We start from the raw sequence: 21,261 nt of genomic DNA, 5'->3' as shown, positions 1-21,261 counted from the left end.
GATGGGCAAAGGTATAAAACTTCTTTATTGATTTAACGGGGCCTCAACTAATTTGTCTTTGCCGTAAATAAAATCTTTCCTTAAATAGTCAGACGGTACAATATCACCATCTAAATAAATAGCTTCTTTAGGGCAGGCTTCTTCACAAAGGCCGCAAAAAATACAGCGCAGCATGTTAATTTCATAAACAGCCGCGTATTTTTCTTCGCGATATAAATTTTCTTCTCCGGGCTGGCGTTCTGCCGCGGTCATGGTGATCGCTTCGGCAGGGCATGACAGCGCGCATAAACCGCAGGCTGTGCAACGCTCTTTACCATTCTCATCGCGTTTAAGCGAGTGCATGCCACGGAAGTTCTCAGAAAATTCACGTTTTTCTTCCGGGTACGCAATGGTAACTGGTTTTTTCCAGAAGTGCTTCATGGTGATTAACAAACCTTGCCCTATAGCAGGCAGGTAAGCACGTTCTAAAAAGTTCAGTGGCTTATTATTAACTTCTTTTCTTTTATTACTTAACGATTCCATCTTATCTGTTTATTAAAGTAATAACTATACCGGTTACAACTATATTGGCTATAGCCAATGGAATTAATGTTTTCCAACCCAGGTCCATTAACTGATCATAGCGGAAACGCGGGATCGTCCAGCGTACCCACATGAAAAAGAATATGAATAAAAATATCTTGGCGAACATTAAAACAACGCCCAGTATTACAGCAGCATTTGGGCCCACGCTGGCGGCAACAGTATCCATAAACGGATAGTTGTAAGCGCCCCAGTAAAGTGTAACCATTACTGCCGATGATATGAACATGTTAATGTATTCTGCAAACAGATAGAAACCTAGTTTCATTGACGAATACTCGGTATGGTAACCGCCTACTAATTCGGTTTCGCACTCAGGCAAGTCAAAAGGCGAGCGGTTAGTTTCGGCAAATGCACAGATCAGGAACAGGATAAAGCCAACCGGCTGATACAATACATTCCAGTGCCAGCCATGTTGCTGTTCGGCAATTTCGCGTAAGCTTAAAGTACCGGTAACCAATAACAATGCTATGATGGATAAACCCATTGAAATTTCATAGCTGATATTTTGCGATGCAGCACGGATAGCACCTAACAATGAATATTTGTTGTTTGATGCCCAGCCACCTATCATAATGCCATAAACACCTAATGATACCACACCGAAAATATAAAGTATCCCTACGTTAATATCTGCAACCTGCAGGTCAATTACGTGTGCGCCAATTACCAGTTTTTGCCCCCATGGAATAACTGCCGAGCCGATACAGGCGGTCATGATAGCCAGTGACGGGCCCACGATAAACAGAAAACCGCTGGCATTGGTTGGGATGATCTCTTCTTTCAAAAACATTTTACCACCATCGGCAAGGGGTTGTAATATGCCCCACGGGCCTGCGCGGTTAGGGCCTACACGGTCCTGGAAAAATGCTGCCAATTTACGTTCGGCATAGGTAGAATACATTGCTACCACCAGGCTTATCGCGAAGATGATAACAACTAATATAAATTTAACTATGATGTCTGCTAATTCCATTATAAGCGTGTTTCGCGTTCAAATTGTGTTTTATTAGCCTCTTGCAATACCGGGTTGGTTTTAACAACCGGCAGTGGTTTTAAAGTCTCGTAATGATTTGAGCTGATAACCGAGTGATGCGAGATCTTGCGCGGGCCTTCAATTACCCAATCGGCAGTTTTCTTTTTATCAAAACGGCAGGTGTTGCAAATAAATTCTTCAACCTCGCCATACACGTCTTTACGTGCTGTAACGCGGATCACGTCTTCGCCTTTATACCAAAGCGTTACCTTACCATTGCATTTTTCGTGATCGCAATCGCGGTGGGCATCAACCGGCTTGGTAAACCAAACACGGTTTTTAAAACGGAATGTCTTATCAGTTAACGCGCCTACCGGGCAAACATCAATAACGTTTCCAGAGAAATCGTTATCAACTGCCGCTTGTATGTAAGTTGAGATTTCAGAATGGTCGCCCCTGTTCAGGATACCGTGGATACGATGATCGGTGATCTGGTCGGCAGTATAAACACAACGGTAGCAAAGTATGCAGCGCGTCATGTGCAGCTGGATCTTATCGCCGATATCAATTTTGTTGAAGGTACGGCGGTCAAACTCATAACGGGTTTTAACTGCACCATGTTCAAAGCCAAGATCCTGTAAATGGCACTCGCCGGCCTGGTCACATACCGGGCAATCAAGCGGGTGATTGATCAATAACATTTCAACCACACCTTTACGCGCCTCAATAACTTCGGGCGAGGTAAGGTTTTGCACTTCCATACCGTCCATTACGTTGGTACGGCATGAAGCTACCAGTTTAGGCATAGGGCGCGGGTCTTTCTCTGATCCTTTGCTCACCTTTACCAAACAGGTGCGGCATTTACCACCACTACCGGCCAGTTTAGAATAATAGCACATAGCAGGCGGCACCACATCACCACCTATTATCCTTGCGGCGTTTAGGATGGATGTTCCGTCCGGTACTTCTACTGATATTCCGTCTATTGTAACTTTCATTGACACCTTATCTTAGTCAAGTTTTCTATTTAATCTTCTTGTCATGCTGAGGGTACGAAGCATCTGCCATGCGGCGTTTGCATTATTCGCAGATTCTTCGCTGTCGCTCAGAATGACAGTTATTTTTTAAGCCGTTGCTTCCGGTTTCGGTTCAGGCTTCGGCAATGGATCAGCATAATGAGCTAATCCGTAATTCCTGGTAACCGCTTCGCTTGCATGCGACACGTGCCACTCAAACTCGTCCCTGAAATGGCGAATAGCGCTGGCTACAGGCCATGCTGCCGCATCACCCAGCGGGCAAATGGTATTACCTTCAATCTTTTTAGATACATCAACCAACAGGTCCATATCGCTCATGCTGCCATGTCCGTTCTCTAAACGGTGCAATACTTTCTCCATCCATCCTGTACCCTCACGGCAAGGCGAACATTGTCCGCAGCTTTCATGGTGATAAAAACGGGCAAAGTTCCAGGTGTTTCTAACAATACACTGGTCTTCATCAAAAGCAATGAAACCGCCTGAACCCATCATACTACCGCTAACGAAACCACCGTCTGACAAAGATTCATAGCTCATCAGGCGGGCATCGCCGTTAATGGTTTTCATGAACAGGTTAGCCGGCAGAATAGGTACAGATGATCCGCCTGCAACAACCGCTTTTAAGCGTTTACCATTGGCTATACCACCGCAATACTCATCGCTGTATAAAAATTCTTCAACAGGCAACCCAAGGTCTATCTCGTAAACACCGGGTTTAACCAGGTTACCACCTGCAGAGATCAATTTGGTACCTGTGCTACGGCCGATACCTATTTTAGCATACTCCTCGCCGCCATCATTTATGATAGGCACTACAGCAGCAATTGATTCAACATTATTTACCACTGTAGGGCAGCCATACAAACCAGCAATAGCCGGGAATGGCGGTTTGATACGCGGGTTACCACGTTTACCTTCCAGTGATTCTAAAAGCGCGGTTTCTTCCCCGCAGATATATGCACCACCACCCGGCTGTACATATAATTCCAGGCTATAACCTGTGCCTAATATATTTTTTCCTAAGAAACCTGCTACTTTAGCTTCGGCAATGGCTTTTTCAAGGATGCGGATCTGCGGCATCATCTCACCACGAACGTAGATGTAAGATACAGCCGCGCCCAAAGCATAACTGCCTACTATCATTCCCTCAATTAGTAAGTGAGGGATATGGGTCATCAGGTAACGGTCTTTAAATGTTCCGGGCTCAGATTCGTCAGCGTTACAAACCAGGTAACGGGCAACGCCTTCAGGCTTGGCCAAAAAGCCCCATTTCATCCCGGTAGGGAAACCTGCACCGCCACGGCCACGCAAACCCGACTTTTTAACCTCTTCCACCACTTCATCGGGCGTAAGTTTCTTCAAAGCTTTCTCAACAGATGCGTAGCCACCTTTTGAGCGGTACACATCAAATGTGTTGATGCCGGGTACGTTAATATGTTCTAAAAGTAATTTGCGTCCCATCTTAGTATATTTTACCGGTTTGCTTGTAATAAGTAATGTGTTGCCATACCCGTGTAGCAACAGCCAAAGCCGCTATCAGCACGCGTACGGTAAGTGATAATGGCAACGGGCTTACAGGTAACAATAACAATACTACAAGTATTGCGTATGCTACGTCCCTTAATATCATCATCGTTCTTGTCATTCGCTTTAAAAATATCTCCCGGTTTCGTTATAATAATTAATATGTCTTACCACACAACTGGCAAATGCTACAACCAGCAACGGCACCAGTATAATGCCGTTCTCTTTTAATCCGCCAGTTACAAACACTAAAATTAAACCTAATGCAAATAATGAATCTCCTAATATCAGATTTGCATTGTCCATTCCATTTGTAATTATTTTCCTCTCGCCTTTAAATCTGCTATCAGCTGATCGACAGACTCATTGGTCAATTTTTCATAAAAGGTATATTCAGGGCCAATTTGCAAGACAGGTGCAAAACCACACGCCGCCAAACACTCAACCCCGCGCCAGCTAAACAGGCCATCGGCAGTAACTTCGCCTTCTTTAACGCCTAATTGCTGCTCAATATGGTCCATGATTTTTTCGGCACCTACCAGGCAGCATGGCCCGGTACGGCAAACCTCTAAAACATATTTACCTTGCGGGCGTAAAAAATACATGCTGTAAAATGAGGCTACCTCATAAACTTCAATAGGCTGCAGTTTCAGGTACTCGGCAACTTTATCCATTGCCTGCGGGCTTGTCCACCCAAATTCAGCCTGCACTAAGTGCAGTATTGGCAACAAGGCCGATTTTTGCTTACCTTCAGGATAACGGCTTACAATATCATCAAACTGAGCTACTAATGCGGCCGAAAATTCAACCGGAACTTGTACGGTATCTTCAACTCTAAGCATCTAATTCTCCGGCTATAACGTTTAAACTACTCATGTTAATAATCGCGTCAGACAGTAGCATACCCTTACTCATGGGTGCGTACATCTGGTAATTAATAAAACTTGGCCTGCGGAAATGCAAACGGTAAGGCGAGCGTCCGCCATCGTTCACCAGGTAAAAACCTAACTCGCCGTTAGCGCCCTCAACCGAGTGATACACTTCGGTAGCAGGGGTAGGTATCTCGCCCATCACAATTTTAAAGTGATAGATCAGGGCTTCCATGTTATTGTATACTTCCTCTTTTGGAGGCAGGTAAAATTCAGGTACATCAGCGTGGAAAATATCCTTAGGCTCTTTTTCCAGCTTTACTAATGCCTGCTCTATCAGGCGCAGGCTTTGCCACATTTCTTCGTTACGCACTAAGAAACGGTTATAAACATCACCATTAGTACCTACAGGCACTTCAAAATCAAAATCTTCGTACGATGAATACGGGTTCATGGCCCTTACATCATAGTCTACACCGGCAGCACGCAACAGCGGGCCGCTCCAGCTATATGCTAACGCGTCTTCGGCAGTAACAGCAGCTACATCCTTAGTACGGTCGACAAATATGCGGTTACGGTTAAACAGCGATTCAAACTCTTTTAATGTCTTAGGGAAATCAACCAAAAACTTACGCAGCTTGGCAAAAGCAATGGTATTGAAATTACGCTCAAAACCGCCTATCCGGCCAATATTGGTAGTTAAGCGCGAGCCGCAAACTTCTTCATAAATTTCGTAGATAGATTCGCGGTATTCCATCATGTACAGGAAACCTGTAAACGCGCCGGTATCAACACCCAATACACCGTTACAAACAATGTGATCGGCTATACGGGCCAACTCCATTACAATTACGCGCAGATAATCTACACGCTTTGGCGTGGTGATGCCTAACAGCTTTTCAACCGTCATATGCCAACCAATATTATTAATAGGCGACGAGCAATAGTTTAAGCGGTCTGTTAATGGGGTTATCTGGTAAAATGGCCTGTGTTCGGCAATTTTCTCGAAAGCGCGGTGAATGTACCCGATGGTAGATACGCCGCTAACAATTCTTTCGCCATCTAACTGCAGTACGTTTTGGAACACACCATGCGTAGCCGGGTGTGTTGGCCCTAAGTTAAGGGTCGATAGTTCGTTCTGCGGATCGTTATCTGTATATACCGGATGGTTCTGCATCTTTTATCTTCCGAAAAAATAATCTTTTTTATCAACACGGTTAGGATCTTCCAGCGGGAACTCTTTTCTCATCGGGAAGGCCGTCATGTCGTCAACATTTAATATTCTGCGTAAATCCGGGTGGCCGTCAAATATAACCCCAAAGAAGTCATACGTTTCGCGCTCCATCCAGTTAGCACCCTCCCACACTGTGGTTGCAGTTGGGATATGGCAATTAACGCCGTCAATAAACACCTTAACGCGTAAACGCAGGTTATTTACAAGGCTGTGGATATGGTAAATTACGCCGATAGCTTTTTCCTGTTCAGGATAATGTATGGCCGTAATATCTGTCAAAAAAATGAATTGAAGGGCCGGGTCGTTTTTTATAAAGCTTAACAGCGCGATGATATTTTCAGGAGTGGTTTCTACGGTCAGTAAGCCATATGGCTCGCCAACTACGGTTACTTGTCCTTCAAATTTACTATTGATGCTTGTTAAAAGCTCTTCGTTAGTTATTTTACCCATTACTGAATTCCGTATGAAGCTAATAGTGTTTGGTATTCGGGCGAATTACGCCTGCGGCCTGATTCTGTTTTAACCAATTCCTGGATATGCATAAAGCCATCAATAATAGCTTCAGGGCGTGGCGGGCATCCCGGCACATAAACATCAACCGGTATAATTTCATCTATACCCTGTAAAACAGAGTAAGTATCAAATATGCCACCGCTTGACGCGCATGCTCCTACTGCCATAACCCAGCGCGGCTCGGCCATTTGCAGGTAAACCTGGCGCAATACCGGGCCCATTTTTTTGGCTATGGTACCCATAACCATCAAAAGATCTGCCTGGCGCGGCGAAAAGCTTAAACGCTCTGCACCAAATCTTGACAAATCATAATGTGAAGCCATGGTAGCCATAAACTCAATACCGCAGCATGAGGTTGCAAAAGGTAATGGCCATAAAGAATTTGCACGGGCTAAACCTACCGCTTTATCCAGCGAAGTAGCAAAAAATCCTGATCCCTCTACACCGGCAGGAGCACCAACTATTTGAATATCACTCATGAAATCTATTACTACAAATTCTTATCCAAAACAATGGATAGAAAGCGCAAATTTATGATAAAAAACATTGTATATAGTACACTATTAACGACAGGAAATATATTTAGAATTATTCTAAACAAATACCATCCAACGGGTATATGCCGTGTGTACCCCGGTAATTAATCCCAGTTTAAAGCGCCTTTTTTAATAACGTAGATAAAGCCAAGCAACAGGGTAGCCATGAAAATAAACATCTCAAGCATACCATCCATACCAAGGTCTTTAAAGTTTACTGCCCACGGGTACATAAATATTACTTCAACGTCAAACAGTACAAACAGGATAGCCACCAAAAAGTATTTGATAGATATGGGTGTACGCGCATTACCTATAACTTCGATACCTGATTCGAATGGGGTTAATTTATCTTTAGTTACACGCTTAGGGCCAATTTTGTGTGTTACAAACATGGTACCAACCACAAACCCAATAGCAACTATCATCTGAAAAATGATAGGTAAATAATTGACAGGTAAACTTTGTACTTCCATGGGTGCAAATATACAAATGGTGCGTAAATAAAAAAGGCCTCAATTGAGGCCTTTTTTATTTCGTTAAACTTATTATTTCTTTTTCGGAGCAGCAGGCTTAGCCGGCGTTGCTGGCGGGGTAGGCGCGCTCTTGCTGTCAAAATAATACTTGGCCGAAGAATTATTAGGATCGGTGTCCCGGGCCTTTGTAAAATTTTCGAGCGCTTTAGCATCATCTTTGTCATGATACTGTGCATAATTACCCATGTAAGCATAAGCTTCTGCCAAGGCTGATTTTTCGCCGGCAGTTAAAGGCGTTTTGGTTCCTAAAAGCGTTATTAACTGATCATAAAAAGGTTTTGAGACACCTTTAAAGTTTTTAAAATCGGCATCCTTATAATCATTTATATAGGCCCTGTACATTGGATAATAATACAGTTGTGTTGTGGCTTTTTGCTGTACATAGCTCAACGCAGAATCAGCCTTTATTAATAGAGTCGAGTCAGGTTTTATTGACGGATCTTTTTTTGCGGCAGATGACTGGCCTCTGAATGCAAAATAATCACTAAAACCAAGATAGAAATGCTCGTTAAGCAACGCTTTGCCATGAACTTTACTGATCAAATCCTCATACGCCTTAGCAGCTTCAGCCCAATTACGCTTAGTTTTATACATATTAGCTAATTCTGTATAAACATCTTCTGCTTTAGTAGAATCTAACGCAGCAGATTTTTTCAGGTTTTCAACACCTTTTACTGTATCTTTTCCGCTTGCGATCTGTAAACGGCCTAAATAAAAATAATCCCGCGGTAAAATACGGCTTGCGTCTGCTTTTGCAAACCAGCTATCCATAGCTGTCATACCAGCGGCATAATCTTTATTTTCATAAGCAGCATAACCTAAATAACGATATACTCTTGGATTTACAGCTGCTGATTTTGATAATTTAGTAGTTACTTCTTGTAGGGTAGCATAATCACCGGCGTTGATCAAGAAGTCGGCGTAACGCAATAATGACTCAAGCGACTCATCTGTTAAGCTCAGGTATTTTTTATAATTCTCAACACCTTCTTTTACTTTGGCAGACGCAACTTTAATATTGCTTTGTGCTTCTGTCAGGTCTGTTTCTGCTAATCCGCGGTAAGCGGGGCCATAGTTAGGATCGATAGCGATAGCTGCCTGGAATTGTTTCTCTGAATCTTCAAAGTTATCAGCATATCTCCACAATACACCTGTAGCCACATTTGCAGCAGGCGATTTTGGATCAAGCGCTAAAGCTGCCTGGTAAGCGTCATAGGCAGAGTTACTGTTTAATTGCGAACGGTAAGCATTACCTAATACTACCTGGATCTCGGCATCTTTAGGATTTACCGCTTTGCCTTTGTTTAAAGCATCAATAGCAGCGTTTGCTTTAGCAGGCGGGAATTTACCATCTTTAGCGTCAAGCAAATAAGCTTTACCAATATATAAATATGGCGCGCTGTCTTTTTTACCTGCAACTGTAAGTGCCTGGTTAAAGTTAGATGTTGCACCTGCATCGTCTTTTGTTGAAAGTGCCACGGCACCTAAACCTACATAGTTTAGCGCTGATTTTGCGTTAGCAGCAACACCTTTTGTAAATGATGCTTTTGCAGAGTCAGGATAGTCTTGTATTAAATACACCCATCCCAGGTAAAAAAGGTTCTCATCGTTAGTTGGCTGTGTAACCGTAAGGTTTTTCAGCATCCCTTTGGCTTTTTGGTATTGTTCGGCGTCAATAGCTTTTTTAGCGTCAGCAAGACTTTGCCCAAAAACTGCTGATCCGATAAATACCAGCCCTAATGCTACTTTAGCTATTTTACTGATCATTTTCATTATTTATTTAATTTTAGTTAGATAAATGTTTAATTATTAGATATAGTGCTTTTTAAGTTAATCTCTCTTTGTGGTATTGAGTCCGGTAATAAACCTGATCTCAAAATAATTCTTTGTCCCCGCTCGCCCATTACAAATAGTTCAAATCCTCTGGCTACGCCCATTTTGCCGGTACAGTCTATAAGATACAGGCCTCTTATAAAAGGATATTGTTTTAATGCCAGTGTTGTTTGCGATGGTTTGAAGTATTGATTGGCATCTTTACTATTTTCATCCTTAACTGCCACTATTTTAACTTTTTTTACCGCATCTGCGTAATCGGCGTCCGGGTCATTAAGCCAGCTAAAGCCGGTTATGCCAATGGCCTGCGGATGCTGGCTGATATACCTTATTACTTCTTTATTATTTTTGACAGCAAAAATATTTTTTAGTTTAAATTCCTTATTACCCGAAAACTCTTTCAAATACCTTACCAAACTTGAGTTTGGGTTATCAAAAACGATATCTGTACCTGTTTTAGTCTGGCCGTTAAGCATTTTTTTTATGTCGCTCACGGTCATTAACGTATCGCCCGACGCCTGGTTTACAATAAATGTTATGGCATCAATAGCAAAACGGTTAGTAACGGGTGGCAATGTGCGGCTTGTCAGCAACTTTGTTTCTTCCGGACTTAAAGGTTTCGATAAGATCGCAAACCTTACACTATCGTTAAGCAAAAGCCGCAACACACTATTTTCTGTATGGTATGAGAAAACAGGCTTGGCATTACTGTTTAACTGCGTAAAAACGTAAGCTTCTTCTTCTACTATAGGTTGAAAAGATTCGTCAGCCGCTATGCGGGCTGTACCGGTATTAACTGTTTCTTCCTGGGTAGATGCCGCTGGTTTCTGTTTGCATGACTGCAAACCCGTAACCACAGCACAAGTTAATAAAATAAATACAAACCTATTCTTCATCAACCTTTTCTTTTTTTAACAAAAGTACCAAACGCACTATGGCGTATATCATAAGCAGGACACCAAACAAAGTTTTTTTGTAACCGTAGCCTGGTAATACTTTGTCCCATAAAATGACTGTTATCCCTGCAGCAAAGAATAGGGCTGCTCTTAAAATAAGCAGAAACCGCCTTTGGGGCGATTTCTGCTCATTGTTAAACCTTTGTGGCATATTATTGCTCTTCTCCCAGCGTAAAGCTGATCGGAACGGTGTAAGAAACACGAACCGGGCGGTTATTTTGGATACCTGGTTTCCATTTCGGAGATTTCTTTAACACACGGATCGCCTCGTCCATCATGCTTTGGCTTGGTCCGCGTACCGCTTTAATATCGGTCAAACTGCCGTCTCTTTCTACTACGAACGTGCAGATAACTCTACCGCTTGTACCGTTCTCCCTGTCAACAGCCGGGAATTTAATGTTACTTCCAAGGTATTTACCAAAGGCATCCAAACCTCCCGGAAACTCCGGTTGTTTTTCTACCTGGCTAAAGATCTTGTTATCATCTTCTGTAACCGATTTAACATCACTGTTACCCACCGGCTCGTCAATACGCACATCCGCGTTCGGATCACCTTTTTGATCTTTCTGACCAGGGTCAGAAGTTTTCAGATCTTTTTGTGTAGGCGGTTCTTCTTTCACCTCGTTATCCGGTTTTACAATCGGAGGAGGGAATTTAACCTGGTCCACTTTTGGTTTAGGTGGTTCAGGCGGTGGCGGCGGTGGTAATTTTTTTGCATCAACCGGCGGTGGAGTAAGCACCACATCGGTGATCTTTACTTTAACAGGCGCCTTAGGTATAAAACCCTTGATCTTATTGATGATTGTTGGTAACGAAATTACAAATATAAAAAATAGGGCACCGAAAATCAGCGCGCGATTGGTTCTACCAGCGCTTTCTTTTCTTAATTCGTAAGCACCGTATGCTTTATTTCTTCCGCTAAAAACAACGTCAATCCACTCCTGCTTTAATATGTCTAATTTAGATCCCAGCATTATTTGAAGCTTTAAATTTTACGTTAATTTATTAATAAATATTATCTCTTTTCAAGAGATCAACTTCCATTGGGCTAATATCAACAATGGCACGCTGTTGGTTACCAACAATGTTTAATTCATCCATCATGGAAACCATATCCGAGTAGGTCGATTTGTCGCTTGGTTTTATCAAAACGATCATTTCTTTACCGGATTTTGCCAAAACATTTTTACCCTGCTCGATCAAAGATTCACGTATACCGGCTTTACCAAAATTGGTAACCGACGGCGGGGTTAATGGTTTTTGAGGTAAACCCATATACCATTCTAATTTGTTGTCTTTGCCTAATAACACAGTCATTGTCCTGGTTTCAGGAACCGGTAACTGATTGTGATTATCGTCTTTATCCGGCATGGTTAAATCCATTGCTTTTGGCTTTTGCAGTGTTGTGGTAAGGATAAAGAAGGTGATCAGCAAGAAAGCCAAATCCACCATCGCTGTTAAATCTACACGCGTTGATGCTTTTTTACTCCTTACCTTACCGCCCTTGTGCTTACCCCCACCGGAGGTATCTAATTCTGCCATATTTTTATTTTGTTGCCGCCTTTAATGACGTGATTAAACCAAACTTGTTAACTTTCTGCTTTTGCAACGTTTTAATAATTTTTGCAATTGTAGGGTACTCCTCTTTGCTGTCGCCTTTTATTGCTATTTTCAACTCTTTGTTGTGAACAAGCTTATCGGCTTTACGGGCATTTTTAACCCACCAGTACAATTCATTGTTGTCAGTTGTATCTACCTGTACACCAGTTTTTGCCACGCCGGCTCTTTCCTGGTTAGTCATGTTTAAATATTGCTTTAAAACACCTATAGGTACACTCACGTTATCCAGGCCTTGAAATGCTTTCAATTCTTCTGGTGTAAAGTCTATTTTGTACTGATCGGCCATACCTTTTAACGTTTCTAAACGCACGTCCGCGCCTTCTACGCTAAAAATCACCTTTCCCTGAGCTACTAAAAGCTGTGCAAAATCAACTTCGGGCAAAGCCTGTATTGTGGTTGAAGCAGGAATATCCGCATGGATAGGGTCTTCAACTTTTGGTTTTGCTGATAATATGAAAAAGGTCAACAACAAGAACGCAACGTCGCACATGGCGGTCATGTCAATTGCTGTGCTTTTTCTTGAGACTTTTGCTCTTGGCATAGTTAAATTTATTTAAATATAGTGTTATCGGATTAATTAACTGCAAGCCCCCGACCGTTGCGGGGGCTTGATATTAACACTAAAATTTATTTGTTTTTGTGGCTTGCAGCAAATGTTTGTACGATGCTGAAACCAGTTTCGTCAATTGCGTAGGTCAGGCTGTCAATTTTTGATGTAAATACGTTATACATTACAATTGATAAAGCCGAAGTACTGATACCCAAAGCTGTGTTAACCAATGCTTCAGAGATAGCTGCAGATAGTGCTGATGTATTAGCACCTGTACCCGCTAACTCGGCGAAGGCCTTGATCATACCGATTACCGTACCTAACAGACCTGTTAACGTACCGATTGATACCAATGTAGCAATGATAGTTAAGTTTTGCTCTAACATAGGCATCTCTAAAGCGGTTGCTTCTTCAATATCTTTTTGGATAGCTAATGTTTTTTGGTCAACGTCTAAAGTTGTTTCCAATTCCATTTCGCGGTATTTTTTCAAACCTGATTTGATAACGTTAGCTACAGAACCTTTTTGTTTGTCGCACTCTGCAGAAGCAGCATCAATGTTACCGGCAGTTAAGAAACCTTGGATCTTTCTAACAAAAGCATCAATGCTTGCTGTACCAGATGCTTTACCGATAACGATAAAACGCTCAATTGAGAATACAATTACCATTAATACGTAACCCATTACCAACGGTACCAATACACCACCTCTGTGGATAATACCAAATGGATCTGAAGGCTCACCGTGTTCAACGTCGCCACCTTTGTAATGGCTTGGATCTGCTAATATAAATGCGTAAATACAGATTGTAACTACGATACAAAGAGGAATAGTCAGGGTTGCAAACAAGCCAGATGCACTTGAGCTTTCTTTTTTAACGGTAGTTGGTTTTGTTGGTGCGTTTGCCATTACTTTAAATTTTAGTTTTTAGTTTTTGTTTATTTTTAGTTAGTTAATTGCGTGTTTTTTAAGCGGATAACAAAAATAGAATTTTAATGAAATAAAAAAACACTTTTGTTATTCTTTAATAATTATTTAATCTTTTGTTGTAATAATCGTTAACGTTATAAAGCCTGATATTAATACTTGTTACAACAATTTTTTACAATGAAACTTATTATTTTTTATAATAGCAAGCAATACGTTACAAAAGTTGTGTAATTATACTGTTATAATCTTGTAATTATGTTGTTATATAATGTATAGTTTTAAGGCAAGTTTGAAATCTTGCTACCTACTTTGTAAAGCTCGTTTTTCATGCAGGCAATAAATAATAAATTATATAACTATTACTTTGCTATACTGTTTTACATATTTCCTATCTATCTTCTTTTCCTCATCATGTAATTTAAGCACCGCCTTTGTATAAGTTATACAACTTATAATTGGTTACGCAATATTAACAGTTTATACAGTAAAACAAATAAATCGTCAATATTTTTTATCAAATACAATATTAACTAAAAAAATAGTTACTAAACAATTTCAGTAAATATATTTTTATTGAACTGATAATGAATAACTTAAAATATCAAGAAAAGTAAAATGAAGGAAAACAAAGATGAAAAAAAGATGAAAATTACCCGCCGGCTTTCTTTGCTTTATAGCCTGCGGCCTGTAATAATACCAAAATCTTGTCCCTGAAATCACCCTGGATCAGTATTTCTCCGTCTTTAACGGTACCGCCCACGCCGCATTTTGTTTTTAATGTCTTGCCCAAAGCTTCAAGATCTGCGTTTGCGCCCACAAACCCGCCGATGGCGGTAACCAGTTTGCCGCCGCCTTTACGATCAAGATAAAGCTTTAAATTTTGCTGCTGGGGTGGTAAGGTAGCAACGTTAGCCATATTGCTTTCCTGGTATTTAAAATCAGGGTCTGTTGAGTACATTACCCCTGTAACGCTTTTATTCTTTTTTGACATGTTTTTCAGATTATCAGTCCCGGGTTACAGTTAATACTTATTATATACTATATATACTATAAACAATACTCAATGTATAAATTTTATCTAAAGCTACTGCCAACAACTACTTTTAATGAACCCGGTAATATATTAATGTCGATCTTTTTACCTTCAATCTCGGGTTCGCCATCAAGGTGCATCGGGCCTTCACTGTCGCGTTTAACCACAATGTGCTTACCGCAAATGATCTCGACAAAGCTGGATTGATTGGCCGTTTTTGTAAACATACGAACAACCAGTGCCGGAAACCTATATAAAGGAAAAGGCTTGATCACACAAACGTCAAGCAGGCCATCCTGCACCGATGCATGTGGCGACACATGCGCGTTGTTACCGTATTGCGACGAGTTGGCAAAACTCAGCATAAAAGCTATACGCAAGTAAGTCTTACCGTCAATTTCGATATTATAGTTTTGCGGTTTATAATTAATAACCTCTTGCAGGGATGATTTGATGTAAGAGATAAACCCGCGCTTTTTTCCATGCGCAAAAACCTGGCTGATATGCGCGTCGAAACCCATCCCGGCCATATTAAAAAAAGGCTTACCATTTGCCTGCGCCGAATCAATTACCGCTACATTATAATTGTTAAGGTTCTTAATCGCCGCTGTAATACTCATGGGGATACCCAGGAAACGGGACAAACCATTACCCGACCCACATGGTATCACGCCTAAAACAACTTCACTGCCTACCAGGGCCGATGCCACTTCATTTATTGTACCATCGCCGCCTACGGCTACTACCATATCATATTTGCCAATGGCCTCGCCGGCTACCCGGTTTGCATGCGACGCGCCGGTAGTAAAAACGATAGTAGCGTCACCATTAAAATAGGTGTCGATAAGCCCCGGCACATCATCCTTTTTCTTCCCGCCCGATATGGGGTTTATAATAAATAACGTTTTCCGTTCCAACTATATATTTTTAGCTGCCAAAAGTAAATGTATTTTCGGCTTTGTAAAAATTGTTTTATTTTTGGCGCACAATAGTGGACTGATTTAGTTGTCCTGACGTTTCGGGACCGGATTGCAACCACGTAAAAAAGTGCTAAAGCCCAACTTCTTTACAAAGTTCAGTTAAATCCCTCCCTCCTATTTTACGTAAAAACACATTTTAAAAATGCCCTACTTATTTACATCAGAGTCCGTATCAGAAGGACACCCGGACAAAGTTGCCGACCAGATATCGGATGCTTTAATAGATAATTTTTTAGCACATGACCCTGAATCAAAAGTTGCCTGCGAAACATTGGTAACAACCGGTCAGGTTTTTTTAGCAGGCGAAGTAAAATCACAGGCGTACCTTGACGTACAAAAAATTGCCCGCGAGGTGATCAATAAAATTGGCTACACTAAAGGCGAGTATATGTTTGATGGCAGCTCTTGCAGCGTATTGTCGGCAATACATGAGCAATCTCCTGATATTAACCAGGGTGTTGATCGCCAGTCGAAAGAAGAGCAGGGTGCCGGCGACCAGGGTATGATGTTTGGTTATGCAACCAGCGAAACCGATAACTACATGCCATTGGCTTTGGATATCGCGCATGCTTTATTAATTGAGCTTGCCGCTATCCGCCGCGAAAATGCCGACATCAAATATCTTCGCCCGGATGCAAAATCGCAGGTTACTTTAGAGTATGATGATAACAACGTGCCTACCCGTATCGATGCTATTGTAATATCAACCCAACATGATGATTTTGGTGATGAAAAAGCCATGCTTGACAAGATCAGCGAGGACATCATCGGTATATTGATACCACGCGTAAAAGCTAAATATGCCAAATACGCGCACTTCTTTAACAGCGATATTAAATACCATATTAACCCAACCGGTAAATTTGTTATCGGCGGCCCGCATGGCGATACCGGCTTAACCGGCCGTAAGATCATTGTTGATACTTATGGTGGTAAAGGCGCGCACGGTGGTGGTGCTTTTTCAGGTAAAGATCCGTCAAAAGTTGACCGCTCTGCCGCTTATGCTACACGCCACATTGCTAAAAACCTGGTTGCTGCCGGTGTTTGCAGCGAGGTATTGGTACAGGTATCATACGCTATTGGTGTTGCACAGCCAATGGGCATTTACATTAACACTTACGGAACCGGAAAAGTTAACCTTAATGACGGCGAGATAGCAAAAAAGGTGGAGTCTATTTTTAACATGACCCCTTACGCTATCGAAACACGTTTTAAACTGCGTAACCCTATATATAGCGAAACCGCTGCTTACGGCCACTTTGGCAAACCAAGCCAAACAGTAACCAAAAGCTTTACCCACCATGACGGTACAGTAATAACCAAAGAGGTTGAACTGTTTACCTGGGAAAAATTAGATTACGTTGATAAAGTTAAAGCAGCCTTTGGTTTGTAATAAACTTTAAATTAATATTTGAATAGTAATTTAGAGCGATAGATAATCTATCGCTCTTTTTATATCCGGCAACAGAAAAAATAACCTGATCAACCTACATCATGCACCATCCCGAAGAAAACCCCTGGCAAATAACATCTGAAGCAACCATATATGATAACCCATGGATAAACTTAACCGAATACCAGGTGATTAACCCGTCGGGCAATCCCGGCATTTACGGCAAGGTGCATTTTAAAAACAGGGCCATAGGCGTTATACCGCTGGATGAGGATATGAATACTTACCTGGTAGGCCAGTACCGTTTTGTAATTGATCAATACAGCTGGGAGATCCCCGAAGGAGGTGGACCATTAAATGAAGATCCTTTAGAAGCAGCCAAGCGTGAACTACTGGAAGAAACCGGCCTGATAGCTAAAAACTGGACTAAAATACTGGATATGCACCTGAGCAATTCTGTAAGCGACGAGCTGAGCATTACCTACGTTGCAACCGGGCTTGAGCAGTTCGAGGCCGAACCCGAAGATACCGAGCAGCTGATGGTTCATAAAGTTCCGTTTGACGAAGTTTACCGCATGGTATGTGCCGGCGAGATCATGGATTCTGTTACCGTGGCGGCTGTTTTAAAGGTAAAACTGATGCTGCTTGAAAACACCCTGCCTGTGTAATTGTTAAAATATTTTTAATTTCGCGGGATCAAATTAACGCATGAGAAAATTCCTGGGCTACATTTTATCACCAATTGCCATTATTGCCTTTATGCTGGTACTGGTAATTTTTCAGCCTATACAATGGGTGGCTTATAAAGTGTTTGGTTACAGCGCCCACAAAAAAGTGGTTGATATTCTTAATTTATGCCTGTTTAGTACGGTTTACCTGGTAGGCAACACCGTTACCTTTACCAACAAACAGAATTTACCAACCGGCAGGCCCATGATATTTATGGCTAACCACCAAAGTCTGTTAGATATACCGCCGCTTATTTATTACCTGCGCAAATACCACGCGAAATTCATTTCAAAAATTGAGCTTACCAGGGGTATCCCTTCCATATCTTACAACTTAAAAGTAGGTGGTGGCGCTAATATTGATCGTAACGATGCCCGTCAATCCTTAATGGAAATGGGTAAGCTGGGTACGCGGATGAAGGAGAACAACTGGTCGGCAGTTATATTTCCGGAAGGCACGCGCTCTAAAACCGGGCAGGTAAAAACGTTCCAGGCGGGTGGTATTGCTATCATTCTTAAAAAATGCCCCAACGCTTTAATAGTACCCATAGCTATTAATAATTCATGGAAAATGATCCGTTATGGTTTATACCCATTAAACACTTTCACCAAAATGACGTGGGAAGTGCTGGAACCTATTGAAACAGATTTCGGCACTGTTGAAGAACGGGTTAACGAAGCAGAGAACCGGATAAAAAAAGCGCTCAATCAAGCCTAAACAAAATCTTGTCATCATGAAAAAAGCAATATTATTACTACTGGCCTTTACGCTGGTTTTAAACACAGCGCATGCCCAAATTAAAGGTAATAAAAGCTTGCTTTGGGAAATAAGTGGCAACGGCTTAACCTCACCATCTTATTTATTTGGCACTTATCATTTTGCAGGTAAAAATTTGGTTGACAGCCTGTCTGACATTAAAAAGTATTTTAATAATTGCAAAACAGTAGCTGGCGAGATATTGATCGACTCGACCATGACAACAAAGCTTGCCGCTTACATGGTTTTTAAAGACAGTACCACGCTTGATAAAATCTTTACTCCCGCCGAATTTAAACTTGTTGATGACTATGTAAAACAGGTAACCAAAATGAACCTGGAAGATTTTAACCTGTGCAAACCGGCTACGGTGTCTACTATATTATCAGGCTTCACGTCTCCAAAAACAGTTTCTGATACAAACCCTGCATTGGACAGTTATTTCCAGGAAGAAGCTAAGCGCCGCAATTATAAAATTATTGGTTTAGAAACACTAGAGGACCAGGCCGAATTGTTATTTAACGCCCCGATTGCAGACCAGAAAAAGGATTTGCTTGAAAGCATATCGAAAAAAGATAAAGAGAAAATAAAAGGCGAAAAACTTTATAAACTTTACCTTGACCAGGACCTTGATGGTATAGAAAAACTGATGGATGCCGAGCATGACACACCCGAGCAAACCGACAAAATGCTTAAAAACCGCAACCTGAAATGGATAGCTGAACTGCCCCCAATATTAAAAGAGCAACCTACTTTTGTAGTTGTAGGGGCAGCGCACCTGGTAGGACAATACGGTTTAATTAAACAATTAAGACTAAAAGGGTATACACTAAAGCCGGTTAAAATATAAGGCCCTACTCACACATTCTTCCCGTCAATAACCTTGAAGAAATCATCGCGATATGTATCCCCTACCGGGATAATTTTGTCGCCGATGCGGATGCGGCTGCGCTCTATGCTGTCTATTTTATTCAGGGCTACGATGTATGATTTATGTACACGGATAAAGTGTTTGCCGGGCAAGGTATCTTCCATCCTCTTCATGTTTTGTAGTGTGATAATGCGCTCTGTGGTAGTGAAGATGGATATATAATCTTTTAACCCTTCGATAAACAGGATCTGATGCAGGTACACTTTTTGGATCTTGTGCTCGCTTTTAACAAAGATAAAATCGCTTAAAAAATCATGTTGCTGTTGCTGGATCTGAACAGGCTCTACTACCGGCGTTTTTGATGGCTGGATTATTCCCTGCGCTTTTTGGGCTGCTTTATAAAAACGGTCGAACGCTATTGGTTTGAGCAGGTAATCAACCACATCAAGCTCATAACCCTCTAAAGCGTATTGCGGATAAGCCGTTGTTAAGATCACCTTGGTTTTACCATTCGCAATCCGCAGAAATTGGATACCGGTAAGCTCGGGCATTTGTACATCAAGAAATACCAGGTCTATATTACCGTCTTGTACTAAAGTTAAAGCCTCGATAGGATTGGTGGTTGATTTTACCAATTCCATAAAAGGCACTTTGGATATGTAGTCTTCCAGTATATGCAGCGCCAAAGGCTCATCATCAACTATAAGGCATCTTATCATGCTATAAAACTAAGGATAATTCGCAAGTGTAGGTATCAATTTCGTCGCGGATGTCTAAATTATATTTTCCCGGGTATAGCAGGTCAAGCCTGCGTTTTACGTTATGTAAGCCAATACCGCCTATGGCATCACGGTTATTGTTATTCTTTTTATTCTGGATATAAAACTGCAGGTTTTGCTGATTGATGTTGATAAACAAGGTAATAGGGGTTAATGAATCATTAGCTATACCATGTTTAAAGGCGTTCTCGATAAAGGCTATTAACAGCAGCGGAACAATTTTCTGATCGGTCACCTTGCCATCTATTTTAAAGTCGATATAGGCATTATGACCAAACCTGATCTTTTGCAGATCGATATAATTTTGCAGGTACTGCAGTTCTTTTGAAAGATCAACCTTGTTATCATTACACTCATAGAGCATGTAGCGCATAATTTCTGATAACTTAAGGATGGCACCCGGCGTATTTTCTGACCGCTGGTAGGCCAGCGAATAAATGCTATTTAAGGAGTTAAACAAAAAATGCGGGTTGATCTGCGATTTTAAAAAGGCAAGCTCAGCCGTGAGGCGCTGGTTCTCCAGGTCGCGCTGGATACGCTCATTCAGGAACCAATCGACACTAAACTTTAATAAAACGCTCAGAAAAACAAAGATGATGCTGGTAAATAATGTACTTGAAAAATAGGACCAAAAGCCGATCAGTTCTTTCTTAGCATCTTTCATACCCTTTGCATGCATCAGCACATCTTCCTTAAATATAAGCGCGAGGCTATATTTTGCCAGGCCATAAGCAATTATGGTGACGAGTATGGTGGCTATATATACGCCATAGCGCTTCCGGTTTAAAAACCGCGGAATAAAAACCAGGTAATTAAGATAGAACAGCGTTATATTGATCAACCCGAAAAGAACAAAATTAACCACAATGGCATGGGTAGACATTGGCGTATTATTGTGTACAACAATCACAAAAAACAGGATAACGCCCGTCCAAACCAATACGTGCCAGAATAGCTGCCAGCTTCTTTTCATCGTATCAAAATTAATATTTTGAACTTTGGCGCTGTATTATTTATACAGCGTT

General features: G+C 41.5%; 26 protein-coding genes. 4 read left to right on the top strand and 22 right to left on the bottom strand.

Annotation, left to right across the window (positions count from 1 at the left end):
* Positions 1-24 precede the first annotated feature (24 nt).
* The 20 genes from FO440_RS08945 to FO440_RS08855 all read right to left on the bottom strand — a co-directional run bounded on the left by FO440_RS08945 (position 25) and on the right by FO440_RS08855 (position 15,645).
* Positions 25-522 carry a NuoI/complex I 23 kDa subunit family protein gene (locus FO440_RS08945; protein ID WP_144247847.1) on the bottom strand — a complete coding sequence of 166 codons (498 nt, stop codon included), beginning with the start codon at positions 520-522 and terminating at the stop codon, positions 25-27.
* 1 nt (position 523) lies between these two features.
* Positions 524-1,558 (bottom strand): NADH-quinone oxidoreductase subunit NuoH, encoded by a 1,035-nt coding sequence (gene nuoH / locus FO440_RS08940; RefSeq protein ID WP_144247846.1) that lies wholly within the window; start codon positions 1,556-1,558, stop codon positions 524-526.
* Positions 1,558-2,556 carry a 2Fe-2S iron-sulfur cluster-binding protein gene (locus FO440_RS08935; RefSeq protein WP_144247845.1) on the bottom strand — a complete coding sequence of 333 codons (999 nt, stop codon included), beginning with the start codon at positions 2,554-2,556 and terminating at the stop codon, positions 1,558-1,560. The genes nuoH and FO440_RS08935 overlap by 1 nt, the downstream gene beginning before the upstream one ends.
* A gap of 126 nt (positions 2,557-2,682) precedes the next feature.
* Complete coding sequence (nuoF, locus tag FO440_RS08930; protein ID WP_144247844.1) at positions 2,683-4,056, bottom strand: NADH-quinone oxidoreductase subunit NuoF; 1,374 nt, start codon at positions 4,054-4,056, stop codon at positions 2,683-2,685.
* Position 4,057: 1 nt separating this feature from the next.
* Positions 4,058-4,228, bottom strand: a complete 171-nt coding sequence (locus tag FO440_RS24380) for a hypothetical protein (protein ID WP_186292607.1) — start codon at positions 4,226-4,228, stop codon at positions 4,058-4,060.
* Between the two features lie 17 nt (positions 4,229-4,245).
* Positions 4,246-4,425 carry a hypothetical protein gene (locus FO440_RS08925; RefSeq protein WP_144247843.1) on the bottom strand — a complete coding sequence of 60 codons (180 nt, stop codon included), beginning with the start codon at positions 4,423-4,425 and terminating at the stop codon, positions 4,246-4,248.
* Between the two features lie 11 nt (positions 4,426-4,436).
* Complete coding sequence (locus FO440_RS08920; RefSeq protein WP_144247842.1) at positions 4,437-4,961, bottom strand: NADH-quinone oxidoreductase subunit NuoE family protein; 525 nt, start codon at positions 4,959-4,961, stop codon at positions 4,437-4,439.
* Positions 4,954-6,165, bottom strand: coding sequence for an NADH-quinone oxidoreductase subunit D (locus tag FO440_RS08915; protein ID WP_144247841.1), 1,212 nt, complete (start codon positions 6,163-6,165; stop codon positions 4,954-4,956). The genes FO440_RS08920 and FO440_RS08915 overlap by 8 nt, the downstream gene beginning before the upstream one ends.
* Positions 6,166-6,168: 3 nt before the next feature.
* Positions 6,169-6,672: an NADH-quinone oxidoreductase subunit C gene (locus tag FO440_RS08910; RefSeq protein WP_144247840.1), complete on the bottom strand. Its 504-nt coding sequence runs from the start codon at positions 6,670-6,672 to the stop codon at positions 6,169-6,171.
* On the bottom strand, positions 6,672-7,214 hold the full coding sequence (locus FO440_RS08905; protein ID WP_144247839.1) for an NADH-quinone oxidoreductase subunit B: 543 nt from the start codon (positions 7,212-7,214) through the stop codon (positions 6,672-6,674). Before FO440_RS08905 ends, FO440_RS08910 begins: the two co-directional genes overlap by 1 nt.
* 161 nt (positions 7,215-7,375) lie before the next feature.
* Positions 7,376-7,747 carry an NADH-quinone oxidoreductase subunit A gene (locus tag FO440_RS08900; protein ID WP_144247838.1) on the bottom strand — a complete coding sequence of 124 codons (372 nt, stop codon included), beginning with the start codon at positions 7,745-7,747 and terminating at the stop codon, positions 7,376-7,378.
* A gap of 72 nt (positions 7,748-7,819) precedes the next feature.
* Positions 7,820-9,574 carry a tetratricopeptide repeat protein gene (locus FO440_RS08895; RefSeq protein ID WP_246104193.1) on the bottom strand — a complete coding sequence of 585 codons (1,755 nt, stop codon included), beginning with the start codon at positions 9,572-9,574 and terminating at the stop codon, positions 7,820-7,822.
* A gap of 35 nt (positions 9,575-9,609) precedes the next feature.
* Entirely contained in the window at positions 9,610-10,536 is a 927-nt protein-coding gene (locus FO440_RS08890; RefSeq protein ID WP_144247836.1) for a PstS family phosphate ABC transporter substrate-binding protein, read from the bottom strand.
* Positions 10,526-10,747: a hypothetical protein gene (locus FO440_RS24680; protein ID WP_144247835.1), complete on the bottom strand. Its 222-nt coding sequence runs from the start codon at positions 10,745-10,747 to the stop codon at positions 10,526-10,528. Before FO440_RS24680 ends, FO440_RS08890 begins: the two co-directional genes overlap by 11 nt.
* A 1-nt stretch (position 10,748) precedes the next feature.
* Complete coding sequence (locus tag FO440_RS08880; protein WP_144247834.1) at positions 10,749-11,570, bottom strand: energy transducer TonB; 822 nt, start codon at positions 11,568-11,570, stop codon at positions 10,749-10,751.
* A gap of 31 nt (positions 11,571-11,601) precedes the next feature.
* The gene (locus tag FO440_RS08875) at positions 11,602-12,138 is read right to left on the bottom strand and encodes an ExbD/TolR family protein (RefSeq protein ID WP_144247833.1); all 537 of its coding nucleotides are present in this window, start codon (positions 12,136-12,138) and stop codon (positions 11,602-11,604) included.
* Positions 12,139-12,142: 4 nt separating this feature from the next.
* Entirely contained in the window at positions 12,143-12,757 is a 615-nt protein-coding gene (locus FO440_RS08870; RefSeq protein ID WP_144247832.1) for a biopolymer transporter ExbD, read from the bottom strand.
* An 86-nt stretch (positions 12,758-12,843) separates the two neighbouring features.
* Complete coding sequence (locus FO440_RS08865; RefSeq protein WP_144247831.1) at positions 12,844-13,674, bottom strand: MotA/TolQ/ExbB proton channel family protein; 831 nt, start codon at positions 13,672-13,674, stop codon at positions 12,844-12,846.
* 670 nt (positions 13,675-14,344) lie between these two features.
* Positions 14,345-14,686, bottom strand: coding sequence for a translation initiation factor (locus FO440_RS08860; RefSeq protein WP_144247830.1), 342 nt, complete (start codon positions 14,684-14,686; stop codon positions 14,345-14,347).
* 83 nt (positions 14,687-14,769) lie between these two features.
* The gene (locus tag FO440_RS08855; RefSeq protein WP_144247829.1) at positions 14,770-15,645 is read right to left on the bottom strand and encodes a diacylglycerol/lipid kinase family protein; all 876 of its coding nucleotides are present in this window, start codon (positions 15,643-15,645) and stop codon (positions 14,770-14,772) included.
* A gap of 205 nt (positions 15,646-15,850) precedes the next feature.
* Between FO440_RS08855 and metK the strand changes: the two genes are divergently transcribed.
* From metK to FO440_RS08835, 4 genes are all read left to right on the top strand, one after another.
* Positions 15,851-17,101 carry a methionine adenosyltransferase gene (gene metK / locus FO440_RS08850; protein WP_144247828.1) on the top strand — a complete coding sequence of 417 codons (1,251 nt, stop codon included), beginning with the start codon at positions 15,851-15,853 and terminating at the stop codon, positions 17,099-17,101.
* Positions 17,102-17,202: 101 nt separating this feature from the next.
* Positions 17,203-17,769 carry an NUDIX domain-containing protein gene (locus tag FO440_RS08845; RefSeq protein ID WP_144247827.1) on the top strand — a complete coding sequence of 189 codons (567 nt, stop codon included), beginning with the start codon at positions 17,203-17,205 and terminating at the stop codon, positions 17,767-17,769.
* 40 nt (positions 17,770-17,809) lie between these two features.
* Positions 17,810-18,547 carry a lysophospholipid acyltransferase family protein gene (locus FO440_RS08840; protein ID WP_144247826.1) on the top strand — a complete coding sequence of 246 codons (738 nt, stop codon included), beginning with the start codon at positions 17,810-17,812 and terminating at the stop codon, positions 18,545-18,547.
* A gap of 16 nt (positions 18,548-18,563) precedes the next feature.
* On the top strand, positions 18,564-19,436 hold the full coding sequence (locus FO440_RS08835; protein WP_144247825.1) for a TraB/GumN family protein: 873 nt from the start codon (positions 18,564-18,566) through the stop codon (positions 19,434-19,436).
* An 8-nt stretch (positions 19,437-19,444) separates the two neighbouring features.
* On the opposite strand, the gene FO440_RS08830 is transcribed toward FO440_RS08835, so the two are convergent.
* Both FO440_RS08830 and FO440_RS08825 read right to left on the bottom strand, forming a co-directional pair.
* On the bottom strand, positions 19,445-20,176 hold the full coding sequence (locus FO440_RS08830) for a LytR/AlgR family response regulator transcription factor (RefSeq protein ID WP_144247824.1): 732 nt from the start codon (positions 20,174-20,176) through the stop codon (positions 19,445-19,447).
* A gap of 1 nt (position 20,177) precedes the next feature.
* The gene (locus tag FO440_RS08825) at positions 20,178-21,209 is read right to left on the bottom strand and encodes a sensor histidine kinase (protein WP_144247823.1); all 1,032 of its coding nucleotides are present in this window, start codon (positions 21,207-21,209) and stop codon (positions 20,178-20,180) included.
* Positions 21,210-21,261: the final 52 nt, after the last annotated feature.

The sequence above is a fragment of the Mucilaginibacter corticis genome (genome assembly GCF_007558865.1).
Taxonomy (GTDB): Bacteria; Bacteroidota; Bacteroidia; order Sphingobacteriales; family Sphingobacteriaceae; genus Mucilaginibacter; species Mucilaginibacter corticis.
Note: the sequence above shows the minus strand (reverse complement) of the source record. Positions and strands in the feature narration are given on the sequence as shown.

Bases quoted from the DNA above. Each gene is read 5' to 3' on its own strand.
- FO440_RS08945 (WP_144247847.1), bottom strand. From the start codon at position 522: ATGGAATCGTTAAGTAATAAAAGAAAAGAAGTTAATAATAAGCCACTG.
- nuoH (WP_144247846.1), bottom strand. From the start codon at position 1,558: ATGGAATTAGCAGACATCATAGTTAAATTTATATTAGTTGTTATCATC.
- FO440_RS08935 (WP_144247845.1), bottom strand. From the start codon at position 2,556: ATGAAAGTTACAATAGACGGAATATCAGTAGAAGTACCGGACGGAACA.
- nuoF (WP_144247844.1), bottom strand. From the start codon at position 4,056: ATGGGACGCAAATTACTTTTAGAACATATTAACGTACCCGGCATCAAC.
- FO440_RS24380 (WP_186292607.1), bottom strand. From the start codon at position 4,228: ATGATGATATTAAGGGACGTAGCATACGCAATACTTGTAGTATTGTTA.
- FO440_RS08925 (WP_144247843.1), bottom strand. From the start codon at position 4,425: ATGGACAATGCAAATCTGATATTAGGAGATTCATTATTTGCATTAGGT.
- FO440_RS08920 (WP_144247842.1), bottom strand. From the start codon at position 4,961: ATGCTTAGAGTTGAAGATACCGTACAAGTTCCGGTTGAATTTTCGGCC.
- FO440_RS08915 (WP_144247841.1), bottom strand. From the start codon at position 6,165: ATGCAGAACCATCCGGTATATACAGATAACGATCCGCAGAACGAACTA.
- FO440_RS08910 (WP_144247840.1), bottom strand. From the start codon at position 6,672: ATGGGTAAAATAACTAACGAAGAGCTTTTAACAAGCATCAATAGTAAA.
- FO440_RS08905 (WP_144247839.1), bottom strand. From the start codon at position 7,214: ATGAGTGATATTCAAATAGTTGGTGCTCCTGCCGGTGTAGAGGGATCA.
- FO440_RS08900 (WP_144247838.1), bottom strand. From the start codon at position 7,747: ATGGAAGTACAAAGTTTACCTGTCAATTATTTACCTATCATTTTTCAG.
- FO440_RS08895 (WP_246104193.1), bottom strand. From the start codon at position 9,574: ATGATCAGTAAAATAGCTAAAGTAGCATTAGGGCTGGTATTTATCGGA.
- FO440_RS08890 (WP_144247836.1), bottom strand. From the start codon at position 10,536: ATGAAGAATAGGTTTGTATTTATTTTATTAACTTGTGCTGTGGTTACG.
- FO440_RS24680 (WP_144247835.1), bottom strand. From the start codon at position 10,747: ATGCCACAAAGGTTTAACAATGAGCAGAAATCGCCCCAAAGGCGGTTT.
- FO440_RS08880 (WP_144247834.1), bottom strand. From the start codon at position 11,570: ATGCTGGGATCTAAATTAGACATATTAAAGCAGGAGTGGATTGACGTT.
- FO440_RS08875 (WP_144247833.1), bottom strand. From the start codon at position 12,138: ATGGCAGAATTAGATACCTCCGGTGGGGGTAAGCACAAGGGCGGTAAG.
- FO440_RS08870 (WP_144247832.1), bottom strand. From the start codon at position 12,757: ATGCCAAGAGCAAAAGTCTCAAGAAAAAGCACAGCAATTGACATGACC.
- FO440_RS08865 (WP_144247831.1), bottom strand. From the start codon at position 13,674: ATGGCAAACGCACCAACAAAACCAACTACCGTTAAAAAAGAAAGCTCA.
- FO440_RS08860 (WP_144247830.1), bottom strand. From the start codon at position 14,686: ATGTCAAAAAAGAATAAAAGCGTTACAGGGGTAATGTACTCAACAGAC.
- metK (WP_144247828.1), top strand. From the start codon at position 15,851: ATGCCCTACTTATTTACATCAGAGTCCGTATCAGAAGGACACCCGGAC.
- FO440_RS08845 (WP_144247827.1), top strand. From the start codon at position 17,203: ATGCACCATCCCGAAGAAAACCCCTGGCAAATAACATCTGAAGCAACC.
- FO440_RS08840 (WP_144247826.1), top strand. From the start codon at position 17,810: ATGAGAAAATTCCTGGGCTACATTTTATCACCAATTGCCATTATTGCC.
- FO440_RS08835 (WP_144247825.1), top strand. From the start codon at position 18,564: ATGAAAAAAGCAATATTATTACTACTGGCCTTTACGCTGGTTTTAAAC.
- FO440_RS08830 (WP_144247824.1), bottom strand. From the start codon at position 20,176: ATGATAAGATGCCTTATAGTTGATGATGAGCCTTTGGCGCTGCATATA.
- FO440_RS08825 (WP_144247823.1), bottom strand. From the start codon at position 21,209: ATGAAAAGAAGCTGGCAGCTATTCTGGCACGTATTGGTTTGGACGGGC.